The 16594-nt window shown below is 59.2% G+C and carries 17 protein-coding genes and 1 pseudogene; 10 read left to right on the forward strand and 8 right to left on the reverse strand.

Annotated elements, in window-relative coordinates:
• Positions 1-396 (forward strand): annotated as a pseudogene (locus AAC035_RS07905) (fatty acid--CoA ligase); the annotation flags it as partial.
• 291 nt (positions 397-687) lie between these two features.
• On the opposite strand, the gene AAC035_RS07910 reads toward AAC035_RS07905, so the two are convergent.
• From AAC035_RS07910 to AAC035_RS07940, 7 genes are all read right to left on the reverse strand, one after another.
• A complete protein-coding gene (locus AAC035_RS07910) occupies positions 688-1944 on the reverse strand; it encodes a D-amino acid dehydrogenase (protein WP_339802219.1) in 1257 nt (418 codons plus the stop codon).
• A 48-nt stretch (positions 1945-1992) separates the two neighbouring features.
• Positions 1993-2349: a translation initiation factor Sui1 gene (locus AAC035_RS07915; protein ID WP_339802221.1), complete on the reverse strand. Its 357-nt coding sequence runs from the start codon at positions 2347-2349 to the stop codon at positions 1993-1995.
• Between the two features lie 24 nt (positions 2350-2373).
• A complete protein-coding gene (locus AAC035_RS07920) occupies positions 2374-2913 on the reverse strand; it encodes a DUF4136 domain-containing protein (protein ID WP_339802224.1) in 540 nt (179 codons plus the stop codon).
• Between the two features lie 102 nt (positions 2914-3015).
• Positions 3016-3630, reverse strand: coding sequence for a YigZ family protein (locus AAC035_RS07925; RefSeq protein WP_339802258.1), 615 nt, complete (start codon positions 3628-3630; stop codon positions 3016-3018).
• Between the two features lie 21 nt (positions 3631-3651).
• Positions 3652-4092 (reverse strand): sensor histidine kinase, encoded by a 441-nt coding sequence (locus AAC035_RS07930; RefSeq protein WP_339802226.1) that lies wholly within the window; start codon positions 4090-4092, stop codon positions 3652-3654.
• A 60-nt stretch (positions 4093-4152) separates the two neighbouring features.
• Positions 4153-4974 (reverse strand): HAMP domain-containing protein, encoded by an 822-nt coding sequence (locus tag AAC035_RS07935; RefSeq protein ID WP_339802229.1) that lies wholly within the window; start codon positions 4972-4974, stop codon positions 4153-4155.
• On the reverse strand, positions 4971-5702 hold the full coding sequence (locus tag AAC035_RS07940) for a response regulator transcription factor (protein WP_339802231.1): 732 nt from the start codon (positions 5700-5702) through the stop codon (positions 4971-4973). Before AAC035_RS07940 ends, AAC035_RS07935 begins: the two co-directional genes overlap by 4 nt.
• A 270-nt stretch (positions 5703-5972) precedes the next feature.
• On the opposite strand from AAC035_RS07940, the gene AAC035_RS07945 reads away from it, so the two are divergent.
• The 7 genes from AAC035_RS07945 to AAC035_RS07975 all read left to right on the forward strand — a co-directional run bounded on the left by AAC035_RS07945 (position 5973) and on the right by AAC035_RS07975 (position 12484).
• Entirely contained in the window at positions 5973-6338 is a 366-nt protein-coding gene (locus tag AAC035_RS07945) for a hypothetical protein (protein WP_339802234.1), read from the forward strand.
• A gap of 173 nt (positions 6339-6511) precedes the next feature.
• Positions 6512-7750 (forward strand): GNAT family N-acetyltransferase, encoded by a 1239-nt coding sequence (locus AAC035_RS07950; RefSeq protein WP_339802237.1) that lies wholly within the window; start codon positions 6512-6514, stop codon positions 7748-7750.
• Positions 7751-8242: 492 nt separating this feature from the next.
• Positions 8243-8545: a ComEA family DNA-binding protein gene (locus tag AAC035_RS07955; protein WP_339802238.1), complete on the forward strand. Its 303-nt coding sequence runs from the start codon at positions 8243-8245 to the stop codon at positions 8543-8545.
• A gap of 180 nt (positions 8546-8725) precedes the next feature.
• Positions 8726-9505, forward strand: coding sequence for a (Fe-S)-binding protein (locus AAC035_RS07960; protein ID WP_339802240.1), 780 nt, complete (start codon positions 8726-8728; stop codon positions 9503-9505).
• Positions 9502-10929, forward strand: coding sequence for a LutB/LldF family L-lactate oxidation iron-sulfur protein (locus AAC035_RS07965; RefSeq protein ID WP_339802242.1), 1428 nt, complete (start codon positions 9502-9504; stop codon positions 10927-10929). The genes AAC035_RS07960 and AAC035_RS07965 overlap by 4 nt, the downstream gene beginning before the upstream one ends.
• Positions 10926-11579 (forward strand): lactate utilization protein, encoded by a 654-nt coding sequence (locus AAC035_RS07970; RefSeq protein ID WP_339802245.1) that lies wholly within the window; start codon positions 10926-10928, stop codon positions 11577-11579. Before AAC035_RS07965 ends, AAC035_RS07970 begins: the two co-directional genes overlap by 4 nt.
• Positions 11576-12484, forward strand: a complete 909-nt coding sequence (locus tag AAC035_RS07975; RefSeq protein WP_339802248.1) for an EamA family transporter — start codon at positions 11576-11578, stop codon at positions 12482-12484. The genes AAC035_RS07970 and AAC035_RS07975 overlap by 4 nt, the downstream gene beginning before the upstream one ends.
• 21 nt (positions 12485-12505) lie before the next feature.
• Here AAC035_RS07975 and gloA read toward each other — a convergent pair whose 3' ends face one another.
• On the reverse strand, positions 12506-13054 hold the full coding sequence (gloA, locus tag AAC035_RS07980; protein WP_339802250.1) for a lactoylglutathione lyase: 549 nt from the start codon (positions 13052-13054) through the stop codon (positions 12506-12508).
• Positions 13055-13232: 178 nt separating this feature from the next.
• Between gloA and AAC035_RS07985 the strand changes: the two genes are divergently transcribed.
• Both AAC035_RS07985 and AAC035_RS07990 read left to right on the forward strand, forming a co-directional pair.
• Positions 13233-14288, forward strand: a complete 1056-nt coding sequence (locus AAC035_RS07985) for a lysylphosphatidylglycerol synthase transmembrane domain-containing protein (RefSeq protein ID WP_339802252.1) — start codon at positions 13233-13235, stop codon at positions 14286-14288.
• A complete protein-coding gene (locus AAC035_RS07990; protein WP_339802255.1) occupies positions 14285-16504 on the forward strand; it encodes a glycosyltransferase in 2220 nt (739 codons plus the stop codon). Before AAC035_RS07985 ends, AAC035_RS07990 begins: the two co-directional genes overlap by 4 nt.
• Positions 16505-16594: the final 90 nt, after the last annotated feature.

Here is a 16594-nt window from a genome sequence, read left to right on the forward strand (position 1 = left end):
GGCGGCTGGCTGCACACCGGTGACGTGGCCAGCATTGATCCGGACTCTACCATTCAGATCAAGGACCGCATCAAGGACGTGATCAAGACCGGCGGCGAGTGGTTGTCGTCACTGGATCTGGAAAACATGATCAGCGGCCACCCGGCTGTCGCTGCGGCAGCAGTAGTAGGCATCCCCGACGAGAAGTGGGGTGAGCGTCCCCATGCCATGGTGGTGCTGGTACCGGGTCAGGAAGCAACCATTGCTGACATTCAGGATCATCTGAAGCAGTACGTGGATTCCGGCGAAATCAACAAGTGGGCGATTCCATCACAGATTGATTTTGTGGACGACATTCCGAAAACCAGCGTCGGCAAGATCAACAAGAAGCTGATCCGCGATCAGCTGGGTTCCTGATCGACTGATATCTGGAACTAAGAAAAAGCCCGCTCGGCGTGCCGTAGCGGGCTTTTTTTATGCGTTCATGCACAGTGCTCGAAGGACATCGGGGTGGGTGTACTTTCGTCGCAGCGCCATGGATGGCGCGGAGCAAGGCCGGTCCATGGATGGACCGTGAATTGCGGCAGAGAAAGTGCACCCACCCCGGTGGCCCTGCTCCCATCCAGCAGCCCCGGAAGGAGAGACGAAGCACGCCCACCCCGGACTCCGTCAGATTTTGTGCTCAGGCTCTTTAGAACCGGGACAGAGTCAAACGCCGCAGAACTTGAAATCCACTTCAGGTTTCTTGCCGGAGATAATATCTGCCATGGCGGCGGCTGAGCCGCAGGAGTGGGTCCAGCCGAGGGTGCCGTGGCCGGTATTGAGATACAGATTGCTGATCTTGCTGCGCCCGATATAGGGCACATTGGAAGGCGTTGCCGGTCTTAGCCCTGCCCAGAACTCGGATTTGTCCCAGTAAGCGCCCTCCGGCATGATCTCTGCCGCCCGGCGCACAATGGCATGGCAGCGGACCAGGTTGAGGTCCCGGTCGTAGCCGTTCAGTTCTGCAGTGCCCGCGACCCGTAGCCGATCCCCCAGGCGGGAGTAGACCAGCTTGTACTGGTCATCAGTCAGACTCGTGGTGAACGCCGCCTCCGGATTTTTCACCGGCGCCGTAATGGAATAGCCCTTGGCCGGATAGATGTTCAGGAAAATGCCCACCTTCCGCGCCATGTGAGCACTGAAGCTGCCCATACTGAGGACGTAACTGTCTGCCCGCAGGGTTTCATGACGGCCATCCTCAGCGATGGTGGCCACCCCCAGAATGCGGTCACGGGTGTTTTCGAAACCCACCACTTCGGTGTTGTAACGGAACACCACCCCGGCCTTTTCCGCCTTGTCCGCCAGCCCCTGGGTAAACTTGCGGGCATCGCCGGATTCATCCTCGCTGGTATAGGTGGCACCGGCGATCCGGTGGCGGATCGGCATCAGCGCCGGCTCCAGCTCCACCGCCCTGGCGGCATCGATCACCTGACGATCGCAGCCCAGCTCCTGCATTTGCCGGGTGGGCTCCAGCGCCGAGTCAAATTCCTTTTGGTCGGTGTAGAAATGCAGGATGCCCTTTTCCAGCTGGTCGTAGTTCAACCCCTGCTCCTTGCGCAGAGTCTGCAGGGTGGTTCGGCTGTAGGTGCCCAGATTCACCATCTGGCGGATATTCCAGGCGGCACGCTTCGAGGTGCACTGCATCAGAAAGCTCAGGCCCCAGCGCCACTGCGCCATGTCGAGACGCAATTTGAACAGCAATGGTGCGTCTGGCTGGCTAAGCCATTTCAGAACCTTGAATGGCGCCGAAGGGTTCGCCCAGGGTTCGGCGTGGGACACCGATATCTGGCCGCCGTTGGCGTAACTGGTTTCGGTACCGGCCCTGGCCTGGCGATCAACCACAGTGACCTCATGGCCCGCCTGACGCAGGAACCAGGCGGTTGTTACACCAACCACACCCGCACCCATCACCAGTATGTGCATGCTTCCCCCTTCACAGATTAAGAATACTGGAGCCGACGACTGCAGGTATTAACCTCCGGCTTTTTTAACGGTCCAGCCTTTTTCTTGCAGAATCGGGACCAGAATATCACGCTGGTCACCCTGAATTTCGATGATATTGTCCTTGACGGTACCACCGGTGCCGCAGCGAGCCTTGAGCTGTTTGGCAAAGGCCTTCAGCTCATTACCCGCCATTGGAATCCCGGACACCAGGGTGACACCCTTACCCTTGCGGCCCTTGGTCTCGCGACTGACCCTGACGACGCCGTCCCCAGCCGGTGCTGTGGCCTCGCCACAACGGCACCGGGCGGCCGGTTCACGGCAGTCAGGACACATCCGGCCCTGCTCGGTTGAGAAGACTAATCCACCCTCGCCACGTTTTTTCACAACCACTCCTGAGTTCTGTCTGCTTCAGAGGCCGGGAGGATACTTGCTGAACATTTCTGTGACCACCTCATCAATCAACGTCCGACGACGCTCCGGAGACTGATTCTCGTTAAGGTAACGTTGGCTCGCGCCGCGCCAGACCACACGACCGGTGCTGCGATCCACCAGTTCAACAATCAGTTTTCCCTCGGTGATTTCCCGCACTGGTGGCGGAACCGACAGGCCCCAGGCAAAACTGCGGCGGCCGAAACCCAGACCGTAGGAAAAACCGGTGGAATCCAGCCGCTCCACATCCTCTACCCGGTAGCTTACCAGCAGGTCTGCCTCATCCGGATCCAGCCGGCGCATGGCCTTGCGGTTGAGTTCCCGCTCGATGGCGCTCTCCGCCCGGGAAGCGTCGAGGGACACAAAACCGGTGCCTTTTTCCGGGGCAAATGCCCAGGACGAATAGTTACCGAAGACAGTACTGGAGTCGTAGTCGGTAACCACGTTGGAAGCGCAACCGGTCAGCAACAGCAGCAATGCCATCAGCGAAACCGGGCGCCAGACTCTGGACCACGTCATACACATTCCTCCACTCACTGTTTGAAATGACCCGTGCCTACTCAGGATTTTCACGGCCATTATTAACACCAGTATACGCCAGTGACCCGACAGCAATTCAGCTCAGCCTGCCAGGCTGTCACTACTGTAATGATACTGACCCGCCTCGCAGAAGGATTGCAGCGCGGTCAGATCCTCCAGGCTGACTTCCAGCGTGAGGCTCACGGTTTCACTGTAATCCACGCCGACAATGGTAGCTTCGTGCTGACTGCACCAGTGTCTGACCGGCTGTTCAGCCGCAAAAGGCACCGCCAGCGTCACTTCAGCCTTGGGTTTGAGCTCTACCCGCTCCACCTCTGACAGCACGCTTTCCGCAGCCCCGGCATAGGCCCGCACCAGACCGCCGGCGCCCAGTTTGACGCCACCGAAATAGCGGATGACGACCACCGCCACATCCCCCATGTCCTTATGCTGAATGACACTGAGTATCGGCTTGCCGGCCGTGCCGGACGGTTCGCCGTCATCGTTCATGGCGGCCTCGGCGGCGGACCCCGGCCGACCAATCTGATAGGCCCAGCACACATGCCGTGCATCCGGATGATCCCGCCAGGCCTGCGCCACCAGCTCGCGCACCTGGTCCCGGCCGGTGACCGGTGCCACCCGTGCGATGAAACGGCTTTTTTTGATTTCCTGTTCCCGCTCCAGCGGCCCGGCCGGAACCCGGTAGCCTTCACTGATGCCGTCGTTCATGGCCGCACCTCAGGGTCCATCCGGCGTGGTAAACACCGGCAGGTACAGCGTCACCTGCAAGCCACCCTGCGCAGCGTTCATCACCTCGATACGACCATCGTGGGAGACCACAATATTTTTTGCGATGGCCAGCCCCAGTCCCCAGCCTTTGCCGCTGCGAGACTGGTCGCCCCGGTAAAAAGGCTCGAACAGGTGCGGCAGCATGGCGTCCGGAACACCGGGACCCTGGTCGGTGATGTCACAACGGAGCTCACCGTTTATCCGGCTGAGATGTACGGATACCGATTTGCCCGGAGGCGTATAGTCCAGTGCGTTCTGCAGAACATTGTCGAAGGCCCGGTGCAGCAGCGGGGCATTGCCAAGAACGGTGACCTGCCGGCAGCCATCGTCGGCCACAAAATGGCAATCAACGTTGCGTTGCCCGGCGTAGTCCGCGGCATCACTGAGCACGTCATTGATGGTGCGCAGCAGCTGGACCGGCTCCCGTTCAAGGCCGTCGGTGCTGCCGGATCAGCGACACAGGGTGAGAATCTGACTGGTCATGGTTTCAAGACGTTCATTCTGGCGCAGAATGCTGTTCATCAGCTCCGGGTCGGCACCGCCATCTGCGGCCAGCTCAATGGCAATACGCTGGCGTGCCAGCGGTGTGCGCAGATCATGGGAGATATCCCGCATCAGCTGATCCTGTCGCTCCAGCAGATTACACAGGCGCTCTGTCATGGCGTTGAACGCGGCGGCGGTCAGCCCTACCTCATCCCGTCGGTGGGCGATCTTGTCACTCACCCGCAGGCTCAGATCACCGCCGGCGATGGCCTGGGCAGTACTTTCCATGTGCCGCAGCGGGCGCGAAATCAGGCGGGCGATCCACCAGCACGCCAGGGTCAGCAGCACGAACCCGACACTGAGTTCCAGAATTCTGAGGAACCTGGGGTGCAACCAGCCCTCACGCCCGGCCCGTGGCCAGGCCACCATACGAGCCCCTTCTTTGATCTGAATGACCGCGGGGCGCTGGTGATGCCAGCCTCCCATCCGCTCCCGTACCGAATCCGGCAACTGCTGGCCGCGGCCATCGTCCTCTACCAGCAACAGGTGCAGGTTCAGCCGCTCACCCTGCTCACGAAGATAACGCCAACCTGCGCCCCGGTCCTCCATGCGGATACTGAAGGCCTCTTCCGCAACATCTCTCAGACCCTCGAGCCGCTCGATGGTCAGGCGCTCCCGCTCCACCAGCTCCCGGGTGACCAGAGTGCTGACCACCAGGGTCACCAGCAGGGCGAGCCAGATCAGCAAGAAAATGCGCCAGAACAGCGGAAATATAAATCGCCTGGTCAAGGTTTACTCCCGGCAGCCTGACGCGGCAGCTGCGCAGCTGCGACATCGGTGATCCGGAAACTGTAGCCGAGCCCGCGCACGGTTTCGATTCGCGAAGGCTCCTCAGCACCCAGCTTGCGGCGCAGATTACTGATGTGCATATCCAGAGTCCGGTCATAGGCCGCCAGCCTGCGCCCCAGGGCCCACTGCATCAGATCGGTTTTGCGGACGACACTGCCTGCATGGGCCAGCAGCACCTGAAGCACTTCGTACTCGGTAGCGGTCAGGTCCAGCACCTCACCCCGGAGAATGACCCGCCGCTGTTCCGGCTCAACCTTCAGATCCCCGAAAACCCGGGCGCTGTCCACATCGGCCTGATGATCCCAGGCCACCCGGCGCAACACCGCCTGCAGCCGGGCCACCAGTTCACGGGGATTGCAGGGTTTGGGAATATAGTCATCGGCACCCACTTCAAAGCCGACAATACGATCGGTTTCGTCACCGCGGGCAGTCAGCAGAATAACCGGCAAATGGGTTCTTGCCCGCAATTCCCGCAAGACGTCGAGACCGGAAATATCCGGCAGCATGATATCCAGCACCACAACATCGGCGAAGCCTTCTGCTGCCAGCGAGAGGCCGTCAGTGCCATTGGCGGCTTCACGGACATCAAAACCCTGACCGGTCAGATAGCGCGCCAGCAATTGTCTCAGCTCGTCGTCATCTTCAACCAGCAACACCCGGTTCTGCATGCAAGCCTCCAGTTCAGTGGAACAAATCAGTGACGCAGACTGGTATCTGTCTTGTGAATCACCCACATAAGTTACCAGCCCCGGCGCCAAACCGCTCGTAACCCATAGCCCGATTTACATTTTATTTACTCTGCCCTGACGTCCGCTGACACCCGTTTTCCTATGATACTTCACACCTGCCGGCCACTCTCTGATACAGGGTGGATCCGGAGATTACCCTGCGAGCACAATCCGTAACGCATCCAGGCAAACCCCAAGGAGCCACATATCATGAAAACCATCAAAACCCTGAACCGGACCGGACTCCTCGCGTCGGCCCTGATCTCTGCGGCGCTACTGACCAGCCCCCTGGCTCTGGCGGATCATCACGGCGGCAAAGGCCATCACGGCGACCGCGACGGCAAGCGTGACTACTCCGCCATGTGCGACCAACTGGAAGACGGCAAGGGCCGCTATAACAGCGAGCGCCATCAGCAGCGCAGGGAGCAACGGCACGAAGAGATGGCCGAGCGCCTGCAACTGACCGAAGAACAGCGCACCATCTGGCAGGAGATTCACAACGAACGCCAGCAGATGCACCAACAACGCATGCAACAAATGCAGGAACGTTGCGCCAACGCTGACGAGGACGAGTAACAGCAACGGCACTGGCCGTCTGACTCAGGGTGTCCGATGCCCCTTTCGGTTCCCTTTCATCCCCCAGACAGTGATCAGTTGCCGGGTTTTATCGTAAAGTAAGGTCTGTACCTGCAAAGCCTCCGGTCCGTTTACCGGGGGCTTTGTAGTTTATCCATTCAGGCCAGAACCCTATGACCGCAACCGGTGACCTGCCCCAGACCCAGCTTCGCCTCGAGACCGTAACCAGTATCGAGGCCATTGCCGCCAGCGACTGGAACCGCTTCGCCGGAGACCAGACACCGCTGGTCAGCCACGAATTCCTGTACGCCCTGGAAGCCAGCGGTTGCACCAGCGCCAGCACTGGCTGGCAGCCCTGTCATCTCAGGATCTATCTCGATGAGGTCTGGGTTGGCGTCGCGCCAGGCTATCTGAAAAGCCATTCCAGAGGCGAGTATGTCTTCGACTGGGCCTGGGCCGATGCCTGGAATCGTTACGGCCAACCCTACTACCCCAAGCTACTGATTGCGGTCCCTTTTACGCCCTGCCAGGGCCCCCGGCTGCTGCTGACCGATGAAGCTCGCGCACAGTTGACCCCGGGCCTGATCAATCAGGCCCTTGACCAGTTGATCGGAGACCTGGGTGCCCATTCCTGGCACCTGCTGTTTCCGGATGACAATGATCAGAAGCTGCTGACATGGGATCCTGCCCTGCATCGGATTGGCTGCCAGTTCCACTGGTATAACCGGGATTACCAGAATTTCGAGGATTTTCTGGCCACCCTCACATCCCGCAAGCGCAAATCACTGCGCAAGGAACGTCAGCGGGTGGCGGAACAGGGAATTGATTTCCAGTGGCATCAGGGTGACCAGCTTGATGACGAAGTTCTCGACCATTTTTTCCTGTTCTATCAGGCCACCTATCTGAAACGTGGCCAGAGCCCCTACCTGAACCGTGGCTTTTTCGAGCGGCTGGCCCGGATTCTGGGTTCACGCCTGCGCATTATCACCGCACATCTGACTACCCCGGACAGCACCGGCGATATCCCGGAGCCAGGCGCCACCATAGCGGCCGCACTCTTTCTGGTGGGTGCCGACACGCTATACGGGCGCTACTGGGGCTGCCTGGAAGACTATAACCACCTGCATTTCGAAACCTGTTATTACCAGGGCATCGAACTGGCCATCGAGCTTGGCCTGGATCGCTTTGACGCTGGCGCCCAGGGCGAGCACAAGCTGGTACGGGGATTCGAACCGGTACTGACCCATTCCTGGCATGGCATCGATAACCCGGGTTTTCAGGAGGCGGTCCGGAATTTCTGTGAGGAGGAAGCGGTAGATGTGGAAGGCTACCAGGCCGCTGCCCTGAAGGCTTTGCCGTACCGTCAGGACGATATCCCGTCGTCCACCGGCCCGAAACTTACGAAGCTGTAAGCTTTATCCTACACGATGCGACTACAAAGGCTGATTCTCTGAAAATTGCCTTCCAGTAAACTGGTTTCAGTGCAGGGAAGCCTGCCAAGGAAGGAAAAGGGATTGACCGACGTATGGACAGCGTAGTCAGGGATTGAGGGCTACAGCAGGGAATGTTGCAGCGGAGTCAACGAAGGATGCAATGACCCGTGGAACGGATTTTCCACCGGTTCAGGGATGCCAATTCAAGGATGATCGGCAAGGATGTCGCCTACGGAGTGGGCAGAACGCCGAGGGACAGGCATCAGGGTTGGTCGCGGAACAGGGGCGCAGGGACAGTTAACCTTCCGCTGACCAACACTATTTTTCTTTATCCGCCCGCTTTGCCCCGCAGTTGCAGTTCCCGTTTGCAGTACCCGTTGTGTGTCTGAGTGTCTGCAGTGTGAGCTTGACCGTTGATACCGGCAGCCTGCCCTTTGCCTGAACTCTCAACCATATTCCGGGAATTACCTGATGAAAACTCACGCATCAATCTTTGCCGTCATTGCCTTGCTGTTCAGTCTGTCTGCTTTCTCTGGCCACGCTTTTGCAGAGCAGCCCCAGCAAGCCGTTGAATCCGCCGCCACGATCAACATCAACACGGCGTCAGCCAACGAACTCGCCCAGCTCGATGGCATCGGCGAAACCAAAGCCCTGGCCATTGTCGCAGACCGCCAGGCCAACGGACCCTTTGAGTCCACCGCAGACCTCGCCCGGGTTCGTGGTATCGGTGAGGCTACGGTTGCCAAAAACTCGGAACGCATCACCACAAACTAAACCTCTTGCCCCGCCTTGTGCGGGGCTTTTTTCGCCCCCCCCGTTTCAGCCCTGTTGCCCGTACCGCCGCGCCATCCGCTTCTGACTGACGACCAGAAGACAGTCTCAAACCAAGGTCGGCTGGACACAGCCGCTTTGCCTGCCTATCGTTGTGCCAAACCGACCTGATGATGGCTGATCATGGCAGACTCCCTGAAGCTCTACCCCGCCAAACCGGAAAAAGTCTATTTTTACGGCACATGCCTGATTGATCTGTTCTATCCCGATGCCGGCATGGCGGGAATACAGTTGCTTGAGCGTGAGGGTATCGAGGTGATTTACCCTCAGGACCAGACCTGCTGCGGCCAGCCGGCCTGGACCTCTGGCTATCATGATGAAGCCCGGGCAGTCGCTGCCACCCAGCTGGGACTGTTTCCGGAGGACTGGCCCATCGTGGTGCCTTCCGGCTCCTGCGGCGGCATGATGCGCAAGCACTACCCCGACCTGTTCAGGGATACGCCCCGGGCCACTGACGCTGAGTACATCGCAGGACGGGTGTGGGAGCTGTCCGATTTTCTGCTGCGGGTGTGTCATATCCGGCTGGAGGATCTGGGCGAGCCGGTGACCGTGGCCATGCACACGTCCTGCTCCGCGCGACGGGAAATGGGCGTCGCCGAAGCAGGTCCGGCCCTGCTGGGGAAGCTCAGCAAGGTCACCCTGGTGGAGCAGGCCCGGGCAGCGGAATGTTGCGGCTTCGGCGGCACCTTTGCGGTTCGCCACCCGGACATTTCCGGCGCCATGGTCAGTGAGAAAGTGGATACCCTGGAGGAAACCGGTGCCAGCCGTTTTGTGACCACCGACTGCGGCTGCCTGATGAACATTGCCGGCTACGCCGGCAAGAACCAGCGCCCCATCACCGGCCAGCACATTCTCAGTTTCCTGTGGGAGCGCACGAGCCCGAACTCCGGGGGCAAATCATGACCCAGTCGCAGGAACCGACCCAGGTCAGGCACTTCCACAGTCGCGCCCAGGCGGCCATAGCGGACCCCAAAATCCGCCGCAATTTCCGCCGGGCCATGGACGGTCTGATGGACAAGCGCCAGGTGGCCTTTGAGGGCTGGGATCTGGAAGCCCTCAGGACGCTGGGCGCCAGTGTCCGCCAGCAGGCCCTGGCCAATCTGCCCGAGTTGCTGGAGCAGCTGGAAGCAAAGCTCGTGGCCAACGGCATCCGGGTTCACTGGGCTCTGGATGGTGACGAAGCCTGCCGCATTGTGCGGGATATCTGTAATGCCCGTGGCGCCAGGCGGGTGATCAAGGGCAAATCCATGGTATCCGAAGAAATGGAGCTGAACCATTTCCTGCAGCAAGACGGCATCGAGGCCCTGGAGTCCGATCTTGGTGAGTACATCGTCCAGCTGGCAGAGGAGACACCCTCCCACATCATCATGCCGGCCATCCACAAGAACACCGCCGAGATTTCCGAGCTGTTGCACGAGAAAACCGGCACCGACCTGTCCGATGATGTGGAATACCTCACCGCCAGTGCCCGCCAGCAACTACGGGAAAAGTTCATGTCGGCGGATGTGGGCATTTCCGGAGTGAACTTTGCGGTGGCCGAAACCGGCACCCTGTGTCTGGTGGAGAATGAGGGCAACGGCCGCATGACCACCACCGTGCCCCGCTGCCACATTGCGGTCACCGGTATTGAGAAAGTGGTGCCTACGCTGGCGGATATGAGTGCCCTGCTGGCGCTGCTGACCCGCTCGGCCACCGGCCAGCACATCACCACCTACGTCAACATGATTTCCGGCCCCCGCAAGACGGAGGAACTGGATGGCCCGGACGAGGTGCATCTGGTGCTGGTGGATAACGGCCGGTCCGCCATCTATCAGGATGACGAGCTGGTGGACACCCTGCGCTGTATCCGCTGTGGCGCCTGCATGAATCACTGCCCGGTGTATACCCGGGTCGGTGGTCACGCCTATGGCACCACCTACCCCGGTCCCATCGGCAAGATCCTGATGCCCCATCTGCTGGGTCTGGACGATACCCGCCATCTGCCCACCGCCTCCAGCCTCTGTGGCGCCTGCGGCGAAGTCTGCCCGGTTAAAATACCCATTCCCGATCTGCTGGTGCGACTGCGTCAGGAGTCGGTGGACGGCGACCGCCTGCACCCGGCCAGGGTCCGCGGCCATGGAAGCAAACGCAGCACCCGGGAAGCGCTGATCTGGAAGGCCTGGCACTGGCTGCATGCGAGGCCCGCCGCCTACCGGCTGGGCACCGGCCTGGCGGCCCGCTTGCGCAAACTGCAACCCTCCAGGCTGGGCCCCTGGACCCGGTTGCGCACCGCGCCTGAGCTGGCACCCAGGACTCTTCATCAGCGCATGAAGGAGAGAAATTCGTGAGCTCCCGCAACCTTATTCTGGAACGTCTGCGCAACGGCAGCGGCGGCGTGCTCAAGGCGCCAGACCGTGATTTTTCGGTGCTGCAGCGACCGGACTGGTCCCAGGCCGAGAAAATCCAGCGTTTTGAGCAGGCCATCGAGTCCGTCCATGGCGAAGTACATCGCTGCGACGCCGATGACTGGCCCGTGAGGCTGGCAGAAATATTGACACTGCGAGGCGCCCGCAATCTGCTGATTCCGGCACAACATGCCATTGGCCGCCGGTTGCAGCTATCCATCGGCATCGATCTTCCGGCACTGCTGATCTACGACGAACCCATCGAAAACTGGCGGGAACACCTGTTCAATGAGGTGGACGCTGCCATTACCTCAACCCGAGGCGGCATCGCCGAGACTGGCTCACTGATCCTCTGGCCCACGGCAGACGAACCCCGGCTGATGAGCCTGGTGCCGCCGGTGCACATTGCGCTGCTCCACGCCGACCAGCTCTACACCACCCTGCACTCGGCCCTGGAGGCCCAGAACTGGGCCGCCGGCATGCCGACCAACGCCCTGCTGATCTCCGGCCCCTCGAAAACCGCCGATATCGAGCAGACCCTGGCTTACGGGGTTCATGGTCCGAAAGAACTGATCGTACTGGTTATCGAATGATCAGGGGTCTCCTGCTGATTGCCCTGGCGGCATTGCTCTGGGCCACCACCGGCATTGTCGCCAAGTTTCTGTTTACCACTACGGAGCTGGCGCCCATCGCGCTGGGCTTTCTCCGGCTGGCCGTGGCCCTGCCGTTTTTCCTGCTGCTGATGTGGCGCGAACAACGCGCCCTCAGCGACGGCCCGCGCTGGCCATCCCCTTTGGCGCTGTTGCCCCTGCTGGCTCTCGGCGTGTTTCAGGCCCTATACCAGGGCAGCTACCTGGTGGCAGTGGATCTGACCGGGGCAGGCATCGCCACCCTGATCGCCCTGTGCCTGTCACCGGTACTGGTGGCCATTCTGGCCGTACCGCTACTGGGAGAACGCCCCGGGCTGGTGACCCTGATCGCTCTGGCAGCGGCCATTGCCGGCACTACCATGCTGGTGGCGGGTGATATCGGAAGTAGCGGAGAGTTGCGCCTGGCAGGCCTGCTGATGGCGCTGTTTGCGGCCCTGTTGTACGCCGGGTTCACGCTGACCAGCCGCTATTCGTCCTCCGGCACACCGGTGTTCACCACCGCCTTTGTCTGTTTCGGTACCGCCGCGCTGATTCTGTTACCGGTTACCGCTGCTACGGGAGGATTTGAAGGCCTGGGATCTTTGACAGCCCGGCACTGGCTGATGGTGTTCTATATTGGCGTGGTTCCGACCTGTATCGGATACGTCTGCTTTTTCAGCGGGATGAAAACCACGCCGGCCACCCTGTCAAGCATTATCGTGACCCTGGAGCCTCTGTTTGTGGCCTTGCTGGCGTGGCTGTTACTGGGCGAAGAGCTCGGGGCCATGGGCGTTACCGGAGCCATCATCCTGACCCTGGCGGTAGTGGCTGCCTCCCGCGCCAACCGCCCGCACACGGTCAGGCAGTAACCAGGCAGGCGCCTTCAGGAATTAACCCTGCTTGCGCTGTTTCTCCAGCATATTGGGCTGCAGGATCTCAATCCAGTAGCCATCAGGGTCCTTGATAAACGCGAGACCTTTCATCTTGCCGTCGTCCGGGCGCTTGACGAACTCGACGCCCAGTTTCTCGAAACGCTCGCACGCGGCATAGACATCCGGCACCGCCATGCCAATGTGACCAAAGCCCTGGGGCTGGTCGTTACCATTGTGGTAATGGAAATCTGCGTCGTCTTCGGTGCCCCAGTTATGGGTAAGCTCCAGCATGGCTTCACGCCCGAAGATAAAGGTGGTGCGGTGGGCATCGTCGGTTGGCACGGTGTCGGCCTGGCGCTCATCCAGGTAGGCCAGAAAATAGAGAGTAAACTTCATTTCCGGGAAGTCCAGTTTGCGCACCAGACGCATTCCCATCACCCGTGTGTAGAAATCCAGGGCCCGTGCAGGGTCCTTGATACGCATCATGGTCTGATTGAAGACGTAGCCTTCGGTTTCCGGAACGGGGGCATCGTGCAGGCCCGGGGCCTGTTCAAAATGACGGGGCATGGCAAAACTCCGTGGACATCAGGGATTGGGTGTCATTGGTTGTCACTACTGTATGTGTGCATCTGCACACAGTATTTCAAGGCGATTCACCATTTTACGCTGGCATTGGTCGTTTGGCTGTCGCTACACTGGCCTCCTTCCACTGTTTGCCGTTTCTGACCCCGGAGCTCCTGACCCCATGCCGCAGCCTTCGCAACCTTCCGTTTCCGGACTTTCCGTTTCCGGGCTTCGGCTGGCGATCTTTGCACTTTTATTCATCGCTCTTACTGCGGCAGGGCTCTGGGTGGTCTCCCAGCAGTTTGCACAAGACAAACTGAGCTTTGACCACCGCCTGCTCGAACCCGGCATCCTGCTGGCTGTGGGCAGCCTGTTGATCGTTTATTTCGCCAGCGACGGATTACGACTCTACTTTACTCTCAGAGCCCTGGGTTACCGGGTCAGACTGACGGCCATTACCCGACTGGTGTTTATCAATATTTTTTTCTCGAACATCACGCCCATGGCCACCGGAGGCGGTTTTGCCCAGATCTGGTATCTGCAGAAGCAGGGTGTACCGATTGGGTTCGCAACGGCGGCAACCACCATCAGGACCGTGCTGGCGGTGGTGTTCATCTTTTCCCTGGCGCCCCTGTTCATACTGGCACTGCCGGCACTGCAGAACCTGCCGCTGATGAACAGGTTGAGCGGAGCCATTGTGGTGTTCGTTGCCCTTTACCTGGGCCTGTTTGCTCTGATTGTTTTTCGTACACACTGGCTTATTCCACCACTCGACCGGTTGCTGGCACTGCTGTGCCGGCTGCACCTCATCAATCCGCGGCGTTATCGTCACCTGCAGTTCAGGCTTCGGCGGGAAATACTACGTTTCGCCCGCAGTTTCGGATACTACCTGAGGGGCGACCGGCGTTTTGTCTGGCTCTCGGTATTGTTCACGCTGCTGTTCCTGATGTGCCTGTTCAGTTTTCCCTGGCTGCTGATTCAGGCGCTGGATTACGATGTAGCCTGGACCACCACCACGGGGCTGCTGGTGGTGACCACCTTTATTATGTATTTTTCGCCAACACCGGGAGCTTCCGGTATTTCTGAAGGGGTGTTCGGCAGCTTTTTCCGGGATATTCTGGGCGGCAGTCACCTGATGCTGGTGACCGTCGCATGGCGGGTAGTGACGATCTATATTGGCATGGTGATAGGGCTTCTGTTGCTGCAGCGGGACCTGATAAAGGGCAGAAAATCATGATTTGGCTGAAGCCGCTCAAGCTACTGTTCTATCTCAACGTGTTGCTGGTGACGGTCATTCTTGCTTACAAGGCCTACCTGAACTACGCGTTGCCGGAGTTCGAGGGTGTACACACCACACAACTGGAACGAATCCATCAGCGCCTGGACCAGAGCGAACAATTCTCCTTTGCCGTGGTGGGCAATATCAATAACTCGGTGGGAATGTTCCAAAACCGGATTCTGCCCGCCATCAACAGCAGTGGCGCTGACTTCCTGGTTTCAGCAGGCAATGCCGTCATTGATGGCGGGGAAGACAAGTATCAGGCGCTGTATGGCACCCTCCGGCACCTGGACATACCCTATCTGCTGACCTTTGGCGACCACGAACATCGCAGCTTTGGCAGCTATCGCTTTTATGAGCATTTCGGCCCACATTACTTCAGTTTCCGCAGTGGCAACGCCCTTTTCATTTTCCTGGACAGCACCGGTAAAACTCCCTGGCAATGGCAGATCCTGTGGTTACGGGACTTGCTGGAACAGGATCAGTCACGACACAAACTGGTCTTTATCGGTCATCCCCCACTCAGGGATGACACCCCGCTGCCGTTCAGGAGTGAAGACGATTATCTGTACCCCGAATCCTTTAGCACAGCGCTACTGACACTGTTTCAGGAACACCAGGTAGACATTGTGTTCTCCGCCAATATCCCCACCTGGTCAGAGCAGACACTCAACGGCACCCGGTTTGTCACCACCGGCGGTGCTGGCGGACTGGTTTTCAATACCAACGAGAGCTTCTACCATTATGCTCTGGTGACCGTTGATGACGCCGGCATCCGGCTGAATCTGCAGCCACTGGAGACCAGGCAGCATCCGCTATTGCGCCACCTGGAAAGCCTCTGGTTTCTGTTCTATTCGATTTTCTACACCAGTTTCCTGAATTTCCTGCTATTGACCGGCCTTCTGGCAATTCTGGCCATCAAGCTGTATACCGTTATTTTCCGGGGCCAGGATTACTACCCCGACTACAACCTTGATCTCAAGCCCTGGCTGGAGCGACCACTCAGGGTCACCATGTTCACCAATAACTATCTGCCGTTCATAGGCGGTGTTCCGATTTCAATCGATCGCCTCCGCAAGGGTCTTGAAGCGTCGAACAACAAGGTCCTGGTGATTGCTCCACGTTATCAGGATCAGCCAGAAAGCGAGACCGATGTGATCCGGGTGCCGTCGTTACTCTCCGTAGGTGCAAAAAGCGAATTTCGCATGGCCAATATCTTCCTGCGACGCATACGAAAGGGGGTACGGGCGTTCAGACCGGATATCATCCACCTGCACCATCCCTTCTGGCTCGGCTCCCTGGGTCTGGTGATGGCCCGTCTGCTGGGCATTCCCGCCGTGTACACCTATCACACACGGCTCGAGCATTACGCACACTTTGTTCCGCTGCCAGGCCTGCTGTTCCGCAACTTCATATCCCACTGGCTGATCAAACGGTTCGCCAACAAGTGTGACGGTGTGATCGTTCCGACCTACTCCACGGAGGAGTACCTGAGAATGATCGGCGTCAAATCGTTGACCTTCGTGCAGCCTACTGGCATCGAATACGACCGCTTTCAGCAGGTGAACCAGGATGAGGTTGCGGCACTGCGAAGCAAGCTGGCCATTGCTGACGATGAGCTGATTTTTATCAGTGTGGCCCGGCTGTCCAATGAAAAGAACATCGATTTCATGATCGACGCACTGGCGGAACTGCGCGCTGACACCAGGCACAGGTTCCGGTTACTGATGATCGGAGATGGCCACCAGCGCGACCGGCTCCAGACCCGCATCGACGACAACGGAATGGCGGAATTCATCACCCTTGTGGGCGCGGTACCGCCGGAGGAAATGGCAACCTGGTACCGGCTGGGTGATGCCTTCCTGTTCGCCTCCAAATCAGAAACCCAGGGCATGGTGATTCTGGAAGCCATGGCAGCCGGCCTTCCGGTGGTCGCCGTTCGCTCCAGCGGCATTGATGATGTGGTCCGCGATGGCTATAACGGCTTCAAGACGCCAGAAAGATCTGAGCTCTGGCGCAAGCAGGTGCAGGCACTGCTGGAGGATGACGCCCTGAGGGCAAAGTTATCGGCGAATGCGCTCGAGTTTGCCCGCGCTTATTCGGTTGAGCAGTTTGCACAGGACGTAAAGGAAATCTACGCCACGGTTCTCGCCTCCCGGGCCGGGAAAAAATAGTCTGAAAATCCCGGGAGCAGTCATCGACCCCGGTCCTAGTGTCCCGTCTGGTTAATTCGTTGATCTACTGAGCCATTGAGAGCCTTGAGA

It is taken from the genome of uncultured Marinobacter sp. (genome assembly GCF_963974375.1).
In the GTDB taxonomy this organism is placed as follows: domain Bacteria; phylum Pseudomonadota; class Gammaproteobacteria; order Pseudomonadales; family Oleiphilaceae; genus Marinobacter.

Excerpts from the sequence above, each read along its gene's own strand:
- AAC035_RS07910 (WP_339802219.1), bottom strand. The coding sequence starts at position 1,944 with ATGCACATACTGGTGATGGGTGCGGGTGTGGTTGGTGTAACAACCGCC.
- AAC035_RS07920 (WP_339802224.1), bottom strand. The coding sequence starts at position 2,913 with ATGACGTGGTCCAGAGTCTGGCGCCCGGTTTCGCTGATGGCATTGCTG.
- AAC035_RS07940 (WP_339802231.1), bottom strand. The coding sequence starts at position 5,702 with ATGCAGAACCGGGTGTTGCTGGTTGAAGATGACGACGAGCTGAGACAA.
- AAC035_RS07945 (WP_339802234.1), top strand. The coding sequence starts at position 5,973 with ATGAAAACCATCAAAACCCTGAACCGGACCGGACTCCTCGCGTCGGCC.
- AAC035_RS07950 (WP_339802237.1), top strand. The coding sequence starts at position 6,512 with ATGACCGCAACCGGTGACCTGCCCCAGACCCAGCTTCGCCTCGAGACC.
- AAC035_RS07955 (WP_339802238.1), top strand. The coding sequence starts at position 8,243 with ATGAAAACTCACGCATCAATCTTTGCCGTCATTGCCTTGCTGTTCAGT.
- AAC035_RS07960 (WP_339802240.1), top strand. The coding sequence starts at position 8,726 with ATGGCAGACTCCCTGAAGCTCTACCCCGCCAAACCGGAAAAAGTCTAT.
- AAC035_RS07965 (WP_339802242.1), top strand. The coding sequence starts at position 9,502 with ATGACCCAGTCGCAGGAACCGACCCAGGTCAGGCACTTCCACAGTCGC.
- AAC035_RS07975 (WP_339802248.1), top strand. The coding sequence starts at position 11,576 with ATGATCAGGGGTCTCCTGCTGATTGCCCTGGCGGCATTGCTCTGGGCC.
- gloA (WP_339802250.1), bottom strand. The coding sequence starts at position 13,054 with ATGCCCCGTCATTTTGAACAGGCCCCGGGCCTGCACGATGCCCCCGTT.
- AAC035_RS07985 (WP_339802252.1), top strand. The coding sequence starts at position 13,233 with ATGCCGCAGCCTTCGCAACCTTCCGTTTCCGGACTTTCCGTTTCCGGG.
- AAC035_RS07990 (WP_339802255.1), top strand. The coding sequence starts at position 14,285 with ATGATTTGGCTGAAGCCGCTCAAGCTACTGTTCTATCTCAACGTGTTG.